This is a genomic window from Ferrovibrio sp., assembly GCF_017994015.1.
Lineage (GTDB): Bacteria > Pseudomonadota > Alphaproteobacteria > Ferrovibrionales > Ferrovibrionaceae > Ferrovibrio.
Window position 1 is genome coordinate 152,824 of record NZ_JAGOLP010000004.1, and the last position, 14,234, is coordinate 167,057.

Here is a 14,234-nt window from a genome sequence, read left to right on the forward strand (position 1 = left end):
TGTCAGCCTTTCGGTTTGTGGTGACTGTGCCAATGCTGCGCGATATCCTGGCGCCGGCAGATCCACACCTTGTCCTTGCCCTGGATGTAATCCAGAAAACGCGCCAGCGCCTGGGCGCGGCCGGGCCGGCCGGCCAGCCGGCAATGCAGCCCCACCGACATCATCTTCGGGCTGCCGCGCCGGCCTTCATCATACAGGCAGTCGAAGGCATCCTTCAGATAGTCGTAGAAATCCTGCCCGGTGCCGAAGCCGTTCAGGGTGCCGAATTTCATGTCGTTATTGTCAAACGTGTAGGGGATCACCAGATGCGCCGGCCGCTTCGGCAGCGGCTGCACCCAATAGGGCAGGTCGTCGTCATAGGCATCCGAATCATAGAGGAAGCCGCCTTCCTCGATCACCAGCTGGCGCGTGTTGCTGGAAAGCCTGCCGGTATACCAGCCCACAGGCCGCTGGCCGCAAGCCTGCTCGATGGCGGCAATGGCCAGTTTCATATGGGCGCGTTCGGTGGCCAGCGGCACGCGGCTGTAATCATACCAGCGCCAGCCATGCGAGGCGATTTCGTGGCCCTGCTCCGCCATGGCGCGGGCCGCTTCGGGATAACGCGCCACCGCCATACCCACGGCATAGGAGGTGAAGTTCAGTCGCCGATCCTGAAACAGCCGCATCAGGCGCCAGAAACCCGCCCGCGCACCGTAATCGTAAACCGATTCCACCTGCTCGTCGCGCATGCGCTGGCGCGGCACGCCGCCCTGCACCTCATGCAGGTACACTTCGGCCTCCTTGTCGCCGTGCAGGATGCTGCGCTCGCCGCCTTCCTCGTAATTCACCACAAACGACACCGCCACATTGGCCTGGCCGGGCCAGCGCGGATCGGGCGGATGCGCGCCATAGCCGCGCAGGTCGCGCGGGTAGGGTTTTGGCCCTAAAGCCGCCTTGACGATATCCTTACCCGGTCGTTTTGCCATGGCTCAGCTCATCAGCTCGGCCAGGGTGCGCGCCACCACTTCGGTAGCCTTGTAGAGATCACTCAGCACCAGCTTCTCATCGGCGCGATGGCCATTGGCTTCCAGCAGGTTGCGCGGCCCGGCGCCATACAGCACGGTCTTGATCCCGGCGGCCGAGTAATGCCGCGCATCGGTATAGAGCGGGATGCCTTCGGTGCTGACCGGCTTGCCCATCACCGCGCTGGCCTGCCGGCACAGGATTTCGATCAGCTTTTCCACCCCCGGCACGGCGCCAAAGGGCCGCGCCAGCATAATGCGGCGGGTTTCCACGCTGATGCCCGGCAGGCCGCCTGCCGCCATGGCGATCACTTCGCGCAAGGTGGCTTCCACCTGTTCCGGCGCTTCCTCGGGGATCATGCGGCGGTCAAGCCGGAAACTCACCTTGTCGGGCACCACATTGGTGTTGATGCCGCCCTTGATCAGGCCCACCACCAGGCTGGGTGAAACAATACCCGGCACCTTGGATTTCTGCGCGCCCAGGCCATTGCGATAGGCATAGAGCGCGGTGAGAATTTTATTCGCTGCTTCCAGCGCATCATGCCCGGTATCCGGCCGCGCCGCATGGGCCGAAAGGCCGTTCACCGTCACTTCCAGATGCAGGCAGCCGTTATGCGCCGTGGTCACGGCATAGGAAAAGCCGGCCGAGAAGGCGTAATCCGGCTTGCTCAGGCCGGTTTCCAGAATCCATTGTGGCCCGATGGCGCCGCCGGCTTCCTCGTCATAGGTCAGGTGCAGCTCGATGCTGCCGCGCAGTTTGGCACCACTGGCTTTCAGCGCCAGCAGCGCGAAGGCATAGGTGACAAAATCCGATTTCGACACTGCCACGCCCCGGCCATACATCACGCCATCGCGCACCACGGCAGCATAGGGATCAACGCTCCAGCCTTCGCCGGGCGCCACCACATCGCCATGGGCATTCAGCGCCACCACGGGGCCATCATCGGAGAATTTCTGCCGCACGATCAAATTGGTGCAGGAGATCATGCCATTCGCCGCCACCAGGTCGGCCGGCACTGGATGGTGTTCCACCGTCAGGCCCAGGCCTTCCAGCAATGCGGCGGCGCGCATGGCATGCGGCGCGCAATCGCCGGGCGGATTGTCGGATGGCGCCTTCACCAGTTCCGCCAGCATGGCCCGCATCGCCGCCTGCTGGCCGGCCAGATAATCGTGAAGCGCCGAAAGGGTGGTGGCGTCGAGGCTCATGCGTGCAGGCTCTTTGTTTAGGTGCCGGGAAAATGCTCGATGAAGTGATACAGCGCCCGCGTGGCCAGTTCCACATCCTCGGGCAACACGGCTTCCAGCGGATTATGGCTGATGCCCTTGGTGCAACGCATGAAGATCATGCCAACCGGGCAGAGCGGCGCCACCGTCATGGCGTCATGGCCGGCGCCGGAAGGCAGCCGCATGGTCGGCACACCCTGGGCCAGGATGGCGGCTTCCACCTGATCCATCAGGGCTGGGTCGCAGGGCGTGGCCTTGCTGTCATACAGCGCCGTGATCGTGGCTTGCACATTGCGGCGCCCGGCGATCAGCGGAATTTCGGCCAGCACGGCATCGGCGGCCACATCGCGCACCGCATCCTCGGCGGCGCGGATATCGATGGAAAAGCGCGCCGCGCCAGGGATCACGTTCACAGCGCCGGGAAAAGCTTCCATCTGGCCCACGGTACCAACCAATGTCGGCGTGCCGGTGCAGCGCTTTTCGATGAACAGGGCCACCTCGGCGGCGGCAAGCAACGCATCCTGGCGCCCGCCCATCGGCACCGTGCCGGCATGGCCGGCCAGGCCCTTCATGTCCACGCGATACCGCCGCGCGCCGGAAATCGCCGTCACCACGCCCAAGGCCAGGCCGTTACGTTCCAGCACCGGCCCCTGCTCGATATGCAATTCCATGAAGGCGGCGATCTCGCCCGGCTTGCGGGCGATGGCCGGGATCCGTGTTTCATCCAGGCCGAAGCCGGCCAGGGCTTCGCGATAGCTGACGCCGTTGCGATCCTTGGCTTCGAACAATTCCGGCGCGAAGGTGCCGGCCACGGCGCGGCTGCCGGTCATCGCCACACCGAATCGGGTGCCTTCCTCATTGGAAAAGCCGATCACCTCGATGCCGAAGGGCAGGCGCTTCTGTTGTTTGTGCAATTCGGCCACGCAGGCAATCGCCGCCACCACGCCCAGCATGCCGTCATACTTGCCGGCGTTGCGCACTGTATCCAGATGCGAGCCGAGCATCAGGCGCGGCCGCGCCGGGTCGCTGCCGGCATAAAGCCCCACCACATTGCCGGCGGCATCTTCATGCGCCGCCATGCCGGCCTGGCGCATCCAGTCCAGCACCAGATTGTTGGCCTGCTTGTGCTCGGGCGAGAAGGTGGTGCGGGTCAGGTTTTCCGGGTTTTCGCTGATGCGGCCCAATTCATCCAGGCGAGCCATCATTTCGGGCGCAAAACGGGGGGCGGCAGCAGACATATCGGCCTCGCTGAGGGGTTTTTGCAACTATACAGGCCGCACCGGCCCTGGCAAAGCCGCCGCGCATGCGGTAGCAAAAAAGCCGGAGATAACCTGTGCCATGATGCTTCTGCCATGATCAATGCCGATGCCTTTCTGCGCGCCCTGTTTGATGCGGCGCTGGCGGCTGCCGATCCGGCGCGCTGCCTGGCGCCTTTTCTGCCGGCGCCGCCGAAAAATGGCCGCACTGTGGTGGTGGGCGGAGGCAAGGCTGCCGCCACCATGGCGCGTGCTGTGGAACAGGCCTGGCCGGCTGACGCGCCGCTTTCCGGCCTGGTGGTGACACGCTACGACCATGCCGTGCCGTGTCGCCGCATCGAGGTGGTGGAAGCCTCGCATCCGGTGCCGGACGCAGCCGGCATGGCGGGCGCGGCGCGCATGCTGGATCTGGTGCGCGGCCTTGGCCCGGAAGACCTGGTGCTATGCCTGATTTCCGGCGGCGGCTCGGCCCTGCTGGCCCTGCCTGCCGAGGGCCTGACCCTGGCCGACAAGCAGGCGGTGAATCAGGCTTTGCTGCGTTCCGGCGCCAATATTGCTGAAATGAATTGTGTGCGGAAACATCTTTCCGCCATCAAGGGTGGCCGCTTGGCCCTGGCCGCTGCGCCGGCCCAGGTGGTGGCCTTGCTGATTTCCGATGTGCCGGGCGACGATCCGGCTGTGATCGCTTCCGGCCCCACTGTGGCCGATCCCACCAGCTTTGCCGATGCCCGCGCCGTGCTGGCGAAATACAGCATCACGCCGCCGCCGGCCGTGGCGGCGCATCTGGCCCAGGCGGCAGAGGAAACCGCCAAGCCCGGCGATGCGCGGCTGGCGCAGGTGCGCAATGTGATGGTGGCAACGCCGCAAATGGCGTTGCAGGCAGCGGCGCAGCGGGCGCTGGAATGGGGCGTACAGCCGCTGATCCTGGGCGATGCAATCGAGGGCGAGGCGCGTGAGGTGGCGATGGTGATGGCCGGCATCGCGCGCCAGGTGCGGCGCCATGGCCAGCCACTGGCGGCGCCCTGTGTGCTGCTATCGGGCGGCGAAACCACGGTGACGGTGCGCGGCACCGGGCGCGGCGGGCGCAATGCGGAATTCCTGCTTGGCCTGGCGGTGGCGCTGGATGGCGCACCGGGCATCCATGCCCTGGCCGCCGATACCGATGGCATTGATGGCACCGAGGATAACGCGGGCGCCTTGCTGCATCCCGATAGTATTGCGCGCGCCGCAGCCGCCGGGCGCAACGCCAAGCTTTGCCTGGCCGATAATGACGGCTATGGTTTCTTCGAAGCGGCGGGCGGTCTGCACAAGACCGGGCCGACGCTGACCAATGTGAATGACTTCCGCGCTGTGCTGGTGCTGCCATGAGACTCGATACGCCGGGTGAACTCACCCCGATGCAGCGCATCACCGCGCTGATGGCCGAATTGAACGGCCTGCCGGAAGCCGCCTTCGTCGCCCGGCTGGGCGGCATCATCGAGCATTCGCCCTGGGCGGCGGCGGAGATCGTGGCACTGCGCCCGTTTGGCGATCTGGAAAGCCTGCATAGCGCCATGCTTGGCGCGGTATGGCGGCGCGGCCGCGTGGCGCAACTGGACTTGCTGAACGCTCATCCCGAACTGGCCGGCAAGGAAGCCGATGCCGGCACGCTGACCGCCCATTCCACCAGCGAGCAGGATAGCGTCGGCCTGACCAGCCTCAGCCCGTGGGAAAAGACCCGCATCACCGAATTGAATCAGGCCTATCGCGCCAAGCATGGTTTCCCCTTCATCATTGCCGTGAAACTGCGCAACAAGGCGCAGATCCTGGCCAATTTTGAACGCCGCCTGGCTAACGACACCGAAGTGGAACTGGCGGTGGCGCTGATGGAAGTGAGCAAGATTGCCCGCATGCGGCTGGATGCGCTGCTGGCGGCATAATGGTTTGATACGGAGGCTTTGATGGGTCGCTTGAGCACGCATATCCTGGATACGATGCATGGCAAGCCGGCGCCGGGCGTGACCGTGGAACTCTACCGCCTGGAGGCCGCAGGCGGGCGCAGCCTGGTCAAGACCACGATCACCAACAGCGACGGCCGCACCGACGAGCCGCTGCTGACCGGCGATGCCTTCCAGACCGGCCAGTATGAACTTCTGTTCCATATCGGCGTCTATTTCCGCACCCGCGGCGTGGCGCCGGCCGATCCGGCTTTTCTGGATATCGTGCCGATCCGCTTCGGCATCGCTGAGCCGAACGGGCATTATCATGTGCCGCTGCTGGCCACGCCCTGGAGCTATTCCACCTATCGCGGGAGCTGAGCTGATGACGGATCACGCCGCCTTCATGCGCCGCGCCATCGCGCTCAGCCGCGAGCATATGCAGGCCGGGCATGGCGGGCCGTTTGGCGCCGTGGTGGTGCTGGATGGCAAAATCATCGGCGAGGGCTGGAATCAGGTGACCGGCCAGAACGATCCCACCGCCCATGCCGAAGTGGTGGCGATCCGCGAAGCTTGCAAGATTTTGGGCCGTTTCGACCTGCGCGGCGCCACGCTCTACACCAGTTGCGAACCCTGCCCGATGTGCCTGTCGGCGGCTTATTGGGCGCGTGTTGATGGCCTGTATTACGCCAATACCCAGGATGATGCGGCGGCGATCGATTTCGACGATGCGTTTCTGTATCGCGAACTGGCCCTGCCGATGGCCCAGCGCAGCCTGCCTTGCGCGCCTTTGCTGCGCGACGAAGCGCTGGCGGTGTTCAACGAATGGCGCGACAAGCCGGATAAAGTGCCCTACTGAAGTTTGGCCCCGCCATCGATCCAGGCGCCCAGAGTGGCGCGTTCTTCCGGCGTGATCTCGGTGACATTGCCCGGCGGCATCGCCTCGGCGCGCACTGCCTGCTGGTTGATCTGGGCCGCGAAGCGGCGGATCTGCTGCGGGCTTTCCAGCATCACGCCCTTGGGCGCTTCGGTGATACCGTCAAAGGTCGGCTTGGCGGCATGGCAGGCGGTGCAGCGCGCCGCCACAATAGCTTGCACGGCTTCGATAGTGGCATCACCGGCCAGGGCAGCACGCGCCGCCTTGTGCGGATCCCAATGGGTGAAGAAAAACAGCCCGGTCGTCACCAGGAAGGCGCCGACCAGATATTCATAGCGTAGGCCGCGGCCCTGGTTTTTCAGGTTGAAGAAATGCCGCACCAGGCCGCCGACGATGAACACACCGGCCAGGATCACCCAGGCATAGGGATGGCCGTAGGTGACCGGGTAATGGTTGCTGATCATAGCGAACAGCACCGGCAGGGTGAGGTAGTTGTTATGCAGCGAACGCTGCTTGGCTTCCTTGCCCCAGACCGGATCGGGCGCTTGGCCGGCCAGCAGGGCGGCCACGGTCAGCTTCTGGTTCGGGATGATGACGTAGAACACATTGGCGGTCATGATGGCGCCGATCAGCGCGCCAACATGGATATAGGCGGCGCGGCCGGAAAACAGCTTGCCATAGCCATAGGCGGCGGCCACCAGCAGCACAAAACCGATGATCGCCAGCAGGCCGTCACTCTTGCCGAAAGGTGAGCGGCAAAGCAGGTGGTAGACGATCCAGCCCAGCACCAGCGATACGATGCTGAAGCCCACCGCCTCGGCCTGGCTCAGCTTCATCACCCGTTCGTCGATCATATAGAGATCGGCGCCGAGATAGTAGAGCACAGCCAGCAGCAGGAAGCCGGAGAGGAAAGTGGCGTAGCTTTCGTATTTGAACCAGTGCAGTTCCGCGGGCATGTTGGGCGGCGCCACGGCGAATTTCTCGACGAAATAAAAGCCGCCGCCATGCACCATCCAGGTTTCGCCCAGCACGCCCGGCTTCTTGTTCGGGCGCAGGCTGTTATCGAGCCAGACGAAGTAGAAGGACGAGCCGATCCAGGCGATGCCGAAGATCAGATGCATCCAGCGGATCGCCAGATTGATCCACTCCCAGAATAGCTCGGCCATGACTTCCCCGCTCGATACCGCGCCGCAACATGCGATACCCCAGCCCTACTAGCGGGTGTGCGCAGCGTCAATGATTTTCCGGGGCTTCAGCCAAAATGAAACCGCCCCCAACCGCCGGGGGAAGCGGTTGGGGGCGGAACGGCCCGGCCATGGGTGGGAGGGGGAAGTCGGCCGGGTCGGGGAAAGCGGGTTCGAGATGGCTTACTTTGAGAGCGCCCCCACCGCCGCGCCGCCGCCGGCACCGATCAGCGCGCCGGCCAGGGTATGGCCGGTCATCAGGCCGATGGCCGTGCCGGCTGCCGCACCGATGGCGCCGCCCGAAAGCGCGCGCTGCTGCTGGTTGTTCATGCCGGCGCAGCCGGTGGCAACCAGGGCCAACAAAGCGAGCGCGGCAATCTTGGTGGTGTGGCGCGAAGCAGACATGATGATCTTCTCCTGTTTGTGGTTTTGCCGGATCAACCCTTGCTGTATCCGACGCAGCCCAGAATGAAGTTGTTTCTATTCATCCCTTAAGATCGTTTTGGTTGCCCTGCCTATTTCTTGCGAAAATACTGAGCAGCCGTCCTGTGATGTGATTTTTATTGATCAAATACTGCGAAAGTTCGTTCCAAAAGCGGCAATATCGGGGCAATTCCTTTGGCTTTTCTGGCTAAGGTATTGAATTGACGTAATTGGCCCGGGATGATATTTGCTAATGCAAATAAAATCTCCCGGGAGGAGCCGCATGAACCACATGATGCAGCCGCTGCCGCCGGCCTGGAGCGATCCCGGGTCAAGCCGGATTCCCTACTGGGCCTATACCGATCCGGCGATTTATCAGCGCGAACTGGAGCGGTTCTTCTACGGCCCGCATTGGTGTTATGTCGGCCTGGAGGCGGAAATCCCGCAAGCGGGTGATTACCGGATGAGCCGCATCGGCGAGCGCCAGGTGATTGTGGTGCGCGATCGCGACGGCAGCATCCATGTGGTGGAAAACCGCTGCGCCCATCGCGGCGTGCGCTTCTGCCAACAATCCAAGGGCAATGCGCGCAGTTTTGTCTGCCCCTATCACCAATGGACCTACAAGCTGAACGGCGATCTGGCCGGGCTACCGTTTCGCCATGGCGCCAAGCAGAGCGATGGCAGCGTGCATGGCGGCATGCCGGCGGATTTTGATCTGAAACAGCATGGCCTGACGAAATTGCAGGTGGCGCGTTATGGCGGCCTGATCTTTGCCAGCTTTGACGCCGCCGTGCCGAGCTTTGCCGATTATATCGGCCCCGAAGTGATGCCCTGGCTGGACCGCATCTTTCAGGGCCGCACGCTCACCATTCTGGGCGTCAATCGCCAGCGCATTCCGGGCAACTGGAAGCTGATGATGGAGAATATCAAGGACCCCTATCATCCCGGACTTCTGCACACCTGGTTTGTCACTTTCGGCCTGTGGCGTGCCGACCAGCGCTCACGCATGGTGATGGATGCCGAGGGGCGCCATGCTGTGATGATCTCGCAGCGTAATCAGGGCGGCGCCGGTAGCGTCACCGAGGGCGTTACCAGCTTCAAGGCCGATATGGTGCTGCATGATGCGCGCTTGCTGGACGTTGTGCCGGAGCCGTGGTGGAACGGACCGAGTGTCACCATGATCACGCTGTTTCCGAGCCTGATCATCCAGCAGCAGGTCAATTCGCTCTCCACCCGCCATATCACCCCGGCCGGGCCAGACAGCTTCGATTTCACCTGGACACATTTCGGCTTCAGCGATGATAGCGCGGAAATGACGCAGCGCCGGTTGCGCCAGGCCAATCTATTCGGCCCGGCCGGTTTTGTTTCCGCCGATGATGGCGAGGTGATCGAATTCAGCCAGGCAGGTTTTGCACAGAAAGGCGATGCAGGCGCCACCATATGCGAACTCGACGGCCGCGATGTGGCGCCCACCCAGCATATGGTGACCGAAACCCTGATCCGCGGCATGTATGGCTATTGGCGCCGGGAGCTCGGGCTGTGACACCGGATGAATTGCTGCTGCAAGCCGAAATCAACAGCTTCAACGCCGATTATGCCGCCGCGCTGGATGCAGCGGATTTTGCCCGCTGGCCGGAATATTTTGAGCCCGAGGGGCTGTATCGCGTTATCGGGCGCGAGAATTTTGATGCCGGCCTGCCGCTCTGCCTGATGCAGCTGGAAGGCCAGGGCATGATGCGCGACCGGGTTTATGGCATCAGCAACACACTGTTCCACGCGCCGTATTTCCAGCGCCATGTGGTTGGCGTGGCGCGGCTGCTGGGTGATGACGCTGATGGCTGCATCGCCGCCGAGGCGAGTTATGCCGTGTTTCGCACTCGGCCCGGTTCCAATATGGCCGGCGGCGGGGTTTCGGAGGTGTTCAATGTTGGCCGCTACAGCGACCTGTTCCGGCGTCAGGGTGATGGCCGGCTGCTGCTGGTGCGGCGTGATTGTGTGTTTGACAGCGAAATGATCCTGAATTCACTGATCTACCCGATCTAGCGCCTGCTCTAGCGTTCAGGGCGCCATCCGGCTAATCTCCGCCCGGTTTTCAACCCCGAGGGGGCAGTATGTCGGGCAGCGCCATGCCAGACGGTTCAGGGCCGATCTATTACAGCCGGGTGCGCAAGGAGATATTGCCCTTGCTGCCCGCGGCTGCCGGCCGTTATCTGGAAATTGGCTGCGGCGCCGGGGCGACGCTGGCTTTCATCCGCGACCAGGGGCTTTGCACCTGGGCCGGCGGCGTGGAATACAGCCCGGAAGCCGCCGCCCTGGCTGCTGCCAAGGGCTTCGATTTTCTGCGGCAGGGCGATGTGGAAGGGCTGGAGCTGGGCATCGAGCCGGCCTCACTGGATGTGATCCTGTGCCTGGATGTACTGGAGCATCTGCGTGACCCTTGGGCGGTGGCGGCGCGGCTGGCCGGTTTGCTCAAGCCGGGCGGCGTGATGATCGCCAGCTTGCCCAATATCCGGCATTACAAGATTGTGCTGCCGCTGATCTTTGCCGGGCGCTGGGATTATCAGGATGCCGGTATTCTGGATCGCACCCATCTGCGTTTCTTCGTGCGCAACACAGCGGCTGCCTTGCTGCGCCAGGCCGGGCTTGAGGTGGAAGCCATCCAGCCCCATGGCGGCCTGAAGCCATGGAAACTGAAATGGCTGCTCAACAAACTCTTTCTCGGCGCTCTGACTGACCTGTTTGCCGAGCAATTCCTGCTCCGCGCCCGGCGCGGTTGAGGTGTAGTTGTGACCCTTGCCAAGCCGCCAGCCTCGGTTGACCAGAATCATTTCCGCTTTGGCGAGAACTGGTCCGATTTCTCCCGCCAGATCGATGACGCGCGGATCGAGCAGGCGGTGGCCGACCTCACCCGTTTGCTGCCGGCTGCGGAGCTAGCCGGCCGGCATATGCTGGATATCGGCTCCGGTTCTGGCTTGTCGGCCCTGGCGGCTTTGCGCGCCGGGGCGGCTGCAGTGACGGCGGTTGACCTTGACCCTGACTCGGTGGCGACCAGCCAGGCCACATTGCAGCGCTTCGCCTCTGATGCCAAATGGACATGCCGGCAGGTAAGCGTGTTCGACCTGGAGCCCGGCCGCGACGGGCCCTTCGATATCGTGCATTCCTGGGGCGTGCTGCATCATACCGGGGCGATGTGGGCGGCCATTGAGCGGGCCGCCGCCCTGGTGGCGCCGGATGGTCTGCTGGCCCTGGCATTGTACCGCAAAACGCCGGTTTGCGGCTTCTGGCGCTGGGAAAAGCGGCTTTACTCCCAGGGGCCAGGCTGGCTGCAAGCCAGCATCCGTGGTTTGTTCAAGCTGTTCTACTTGGCCGGTATTCTGGTTACCGGGCGTAATCCGATGGCCTATATCCGGGCCTATGGCGGCAAGCGTGGCATGAGCTGGAGCCACGACATCCATGACTGGCTTGGCGGCCACCCCTACGAGTCGGCCAGTCCGGCCGAGGTGCATGCTTTTCTGGCAAGCCGGGGTTTTCGCCCTGTCCGAGAAATTCTGCGCCCCGCGCCGGTGGCCGGCCTGCTCGGTTCGCCCTGCGACGAGTATGTTTTTCAGCGGGTCGCTTGATCTTTCCCCCCGGGGCCGGTACTGCAAAAAGCAGGATTTTCCCGGTTGAGGGTGCCCAAGTGGACAACGGATCGACGAAACGTTTCGCCCTGATCGGTGCGGCAGGCTATATCGCGCCGCGCCATATGAAGGCGATCCGCGATACCGGCCATGATCTGGTGGCGGCGCTGGATCCCAAGGATAGCGTCGGTATCATCGACAGCTATTTCCCCGATGCCGATTTCTTCATCGAATTCGAGCGCTTTGATCGTCATATCGACAAGCTGCGGCGCAATGGCCAGGGTGTTGATTTTGTCTCGATCTGCTCGCCCAACTACCTGCATGATGCGCATATCCGCTTCGCCCTGCGCAGTGGCGCCGATGCGATCTGCGAAAAGCCGTTGGTGCTGAATCCATGGAATATCGACGCACTGGCCGAAATCGAAAAAGAATCGAATCATCGCATCCGCAATATTCTGCAATTGCGCCTGCATCCCGCGATCCAGGAATTGCGCCGCAAGGTGGCGGCTGCGCCGGCCGGACATGTGTTCGATGTTGATCTGACCTACCTGACCTCGCGCGGCCACTGGTATTTCACCAGTTGGAAGGGCGCCGATGACAAGGCCGGCGGCATTGCCACCAATATCGGGGTGCATTTCTTTGATATGCTCGCATGGGTGTTTGGCCAGCGCAAGGCCAGCATTGTGCATCTGCATCAGCGCGATGCTGCGGCCGGCCTGCTCACCTATGAACGCGCCCGCGTACGCTGGTTCCTGTCAGTCAATCCGGCCTATCTGCCGCCCGCCGCCCTGGCTGCGGGCAAACGCACCTATCGCTCGATCCTGATCGGCGGCGAGGAGTTGGAATTCAGCGAAGGCTTCACCGATCTGCATACCGCAAGCTATGCCGATATCCTGGCCGGCGGTGGTTTCGGGCTGGAGGAGGCGCGGCCCAGCATCGAGGCTGTGCATGATATCCGCCATGCTGCGCTGACGCCGTTGCAGAACGATTATCATCCCTTCTGTCGCCAAGTGACGGCATCCAGAGCGGCCCTGCCATGACTGACGCCTGGACCGCTCATCCCACCGCCATCATCGACGACGGCGCCCAGATTGGGCCGCGCACCCGCATCTGGCATTGGGTGCATGTTTGCGGCGGCGCCCGCATCGGCAGCGATTGTTCACTGGGGCAGAATGTGTTTGTCGCCAATCGGGTCAGTATTGGCAATAACGTGAAAATCCAGAACAACGTGTCGGTCTACGACAATGTGACCATCGAGGATGGCGTGTTCTGCGGCCCAAGCATGGTGTTTACCAATGTGGTCAATCCGCGCGCCGAAGTATCGCGCAAGGATGAATACCGCGACACATTGGTGAAACGCGGCGCCAGCATTGGAGCCAACGCCACCATTGTCTGCGGAGCCACCATCGGGCGCTATGCCTTTATTGGTGCTGGTGCGGTGATCACCAAGGATGTGCCGGACTTTGCCCTGATGGTGGGCGTGCCGGCGCGGCGCATGGGCTGGATGAGCCGGGCCGGCGCGCGGCTTGGTGCCGATCTGGTCTGCCCGATTGATGGCTCGCGTTATCGCCTGGCCGAGCCCGGCCGGCTGGAGGAAATGCCGTGAGCATTCCATTTGTGGATTTGCAGGCGCAACGGCGCCGGCTTGGCTCCGGGCTGGAGCAGGCCATGAACGCGGTGCTGGAGCATGGCGGCTTTATCCTCGGGCCTGAAGTGGCCGAACTGGAACGGCAACTGGCTGCTTTCTGTGGTGCGCGCCATGCCATCACCTGCGCCAATGGCACCGATGCGCTGCAATTGATCCTGATGGCCGAAGGGGTTGGCCCGGGTGATGCGGTGTTTGTACCCGGCTTCACTTTCGTAGCCTCGGCCGAAGTGGTGGCGCTGGTTGGTGCCACGCCACTGTTTATCGATGTGCTGCCAGGCAGTTTCAATATTGATCCGGCCAGCCTGGAGGCCGGCATTGAGCAGGCCAAGCGCCTGGGCCTGCGGCCGCGTGTGGTGATGCCGGTGGATCTGTTTGGCCAGCCGGCGGATTATGGCCGCATAGCGCCGCTGGCGGCGCAGCATGACCTGCTGTTGCTGGCTGATGCGGCGCAGAGTTTCGGCGCGCAATTGCATAATCGCCGCGTCGGCACCTTGGGCGATTATACCGCCACCAGCTTCTTCCCGGCCAAGCCGCTGGGCTGCTATGGCGATGGCGGCGCGATTTTTGTTGATGATGACGCCAAGGCGGATTTGCTGCGCTCGCTGCGCTTTCACGGCAAGGGCGACGATAAGTACAACAATATCCGCATCGGCATGAACAGCCGGCTGGATACGTTGCAGGCGGCTATCCTGATCGAGAAGCTGAAAATCTTCCCCGATGAGATCGAGGCGCGCCAGCGTGTTGCGGATCGTTACAACGCCGCTTTTGCCGGTATGGCCCAATTGCCGCTGCTTGATGCGGGCGCTACTTCGGTTTGGGCGCAATATACATTGGTGGTGCCAGACCGCGCGGCGCTGGCGGCGGCCTGCCAGACGGCCGGGATTCCAACGGCGGTCTATTATCCGATTCCACTCAATCGCCAAGCCGGCTACAGCCAGTATCCGTCGGTGCCGGGCGGCCTGCCGGTGGCCGAGCGTCTGGCAGCGCAGGTGATCAGCCTGCCGATGCATCCTTATCTGGATGAGGCAACACAGGACCGCATAATCGGCGTGGTAACGGCCAGCCTGCTGCGACAGGGAACATAG

General features: G+C 63.1%; 16 protein-coding genes. 11 read left to right on the forward strand and 5 right to left on the reverse strand.

Translation table 11 applies throughout. From position 1 onward, the window contains the following. Positions 1-2: 2 nt before the first annotated feature. Genes puuE through KBB36_RS04520 form a run of 3 tightly spaced genes read right to left on the reverse strand, consistent with a single transcriptional unit; the run spans position 3 to position 3,463 of the window. Positions 3-965, reverse strand: a complete 963-nt coding sequence (puuE, locus tag KBB36_RS04510) for an allantoinase PuuE (protein WP_290977435.1) — start codon at positions 963-965, stop codon at positions 3-5. Positions 966-968: 3 nt separating this feature from the next. Next, positions 969-2,207 (reverse strand): M20/M25/M40 family metallo-hydrolase, encoded by a 1,239-nt coding sequence (locus tag KBB36_RS04515; protein ID WP_290977437.1) that lies wholly within the window; start codon positions 2,205-2,207, stop codon positions 969-971. A gap of 17 nt (positions 2,208-2,224) precedes the next feature. Beyond that, positions 2,225-3,463, reverse strand: a complete 1,239-nt coding sequence (locus KBB36_RS04520) for an allantoate amidohydrolase (RefSeq protein WP_290977439.1) — start codon at positions 3,461-3,463, stop codon at positions 2,225-2,227. A gap of 114 nt (positions 3,464-3,577) precedes the next feature. Between KBB36_RS04520 and KBB36_RS04525 the strand changes: the two genes are divergently transcribed. Genes KBB36_RS04525 through KBB36_RS04540 form a run of 4 tightly spaced genes read left to right on the forward strand, consistent with a single transcriptional unit; the run spans position 3,578 to position 6,256 of the window. After that, on the forward strand, positions 3,578-4,849 hold the full coding sequence (locus tag KBB36_RS04525; protein WP_290977441.1) for a glycerate kinase: 1,272 nt from the start codon (positions 3,578-3,580) through the stop codon (positions 4,847-4,849). Next, complete coding sequence (uraD, locus tag KBB36_RS04530; protein WP_290977443.1) at positions 4,846-5,400, forward strand: 2-oxo-4-hydroxy-4-carboxy-5-ureidoimidazoline decarboxylase; 555 nt, start codon at positions 4,846-4,848, stop codon at positions 5,398-5,400. The genes KBB36_RS04525 and uraD overlap by 4 nt, the downstream gene beginning before the upstream one ends. Positions 5,401-5,421: 21 nt before the next feature. Next, positions 5,422-5,778 (forward strand): hydroxyisourate hydrolase, encoded by a 357-nt coding sequence (gene uraH, locus KBB36_RS04535; protein WP_290977445.1) that lies wholly within the window; start codon positions 5,422-5,424, stop codon positions 5,776-5,778. 4 nt (positions 5,779-5,782) lie between these two features. Further along, the gene (locus tag KBB36_RS04540) at positions 5,783-6,256 is read left to right on the forward strand and encodes a nucleoside deaminase (protein ID WP_290977447.1); all 474 of its coding nucleotides are present in this window, start codon (positions 5,783-5,785) and stop codon (positions 6,254-6,256) included. Here KBB36_RS04540 and KBB36_RS04545 read toward each other — a convergent pair. Continuing rightward, on the reverse strand, positions 6,250-7,440 hold the full coding sequence (locus tag KBB36_RS04545; protein ID WP_290977449.1) for a urate hydroxylase PuuD: 1,191 nt from the start codon (positions 7,438-7,440) through the stop codon (positions 6,250-6,252). The two genes, KBB36_RS04540 and KBB36_RS04545, sit on opposite strands and share 7 nt — an antisense overlap. A 201-nt stretch (positions 7,441-7,641) precedes the next feature. Beyond that, the gene (locus KBB36_RS04550) at positions 7,642-7,863 is read right to left on the reverse strand and encodes a YMGG-like glycine zipper-containing protein (protein ID WP_290977451.1); all 222 of its coding nucleotides are present in this window, start codon (positions 7,861-7,863) and stop codon (positions 7,642-7,644) included. A 301-nt stretch (positions 7,864-8,164) separates the two neighbouring features. On the opposite strand from KBB36_RS04550, the gene KBB36_RS04555 reads away from it, so the two are divergent. The 7 genes from KBB36_RS04555 (at position 8,165) to KBB36_RS04585 (ending at position 14,234) form a co-directional block, all read left to right on the forward strand. Continuing rightward, complete coding sequence (locus tag KBB36_RS04555; RefSeq protein WP_290977453.1) at positions 8,165-9,424, forward strand: aromatic ring-hydroxylating dioxygenase subunit alpha; 1,260 nt, start codon at positions 8,165-8,167, stop codon at positions 9,422-9,424. Further along, positions 9,421-9,924: an aromatic-ring-hydroxylating dioxygenase subunit beta gene (locus KBB36_RS04560; protein ID WP_290977455.1), complete on the forward strand. Its 504-nt coding sequence runs from the start codon at positions 9,421-9,423 to the stop codon at positions 9,922-9,924. The genes KBB36_RS04555 and KBB36_RS04560 overlap by 4 nt, the downstream gene beginning before the upstream one ends. Before the next feature lie 83 nt (positions 9,925-10,007). Next, positions 10,008-10,658 carry a class I SAM-dependent methyltransferase gene (locus KBB36_RS04565; RefSeq protein WP_290977457.1) on the forward strand — a complete coding sequence of 217 codons (651 nt, stop codon included), beginning with the start codon at positions 10,008-10,010 and terminating at the stop codon, positions 10,656-10,658. 9 nt (positions 10,659-10,667) lie between these two features. Next, positions 10,668-11,501, forward strand: coding sequence for a class I SAM-dependent methyltransferase (locus tag KBB36_RS04570; RefSeq protein WP_290977459.1), 834 nt, complete (start codon positions 10,668-10,670; stop codon positions 11,499-11,501). Positions 11,502-11,560: 59 nt separating this feature from the next. Then, positions 11,561-12,541 carry a Gfo/Idh/MocA family protein gene (locus KBB36_RS04575; protein ID WP_290977462.1) on the forward strand — a complete coding sequence of 327 codons (981 nt, stop codon included), beginning with the start codon at positions 11,561-11,563 and terminating at the stop codon, positions 12,539-12,541. After that, positions 12,538-13,107, forward strand: a complete 570-nt coding sequence (locus KBB36_RS04580) for an acyltransferase (protein WP_290977464.1) — start codon at positions 12,538-12,540, stop codon at positions 13,105-13,107. Before KBB36_RS04575 ends, KBB36_RS04580 begins: the two co-directional genes overlap by 4 nt. Then, positions 13,104-14,234 (forward strand): DegT/DnrJ/EryC1/StrS aminotransferase family protein, encoded by a 1,131-nt coding sequence (locus KBB36_RS04585; protein ID WP_290977466.1) that lies wholly within the window; start codon positions 13,104-13,106, stop codon positions 14,232-14,234. Before KBB36_RS04580 ends, KBB36_RS04585 begins: the two co-directional genes overlap by 4 nt.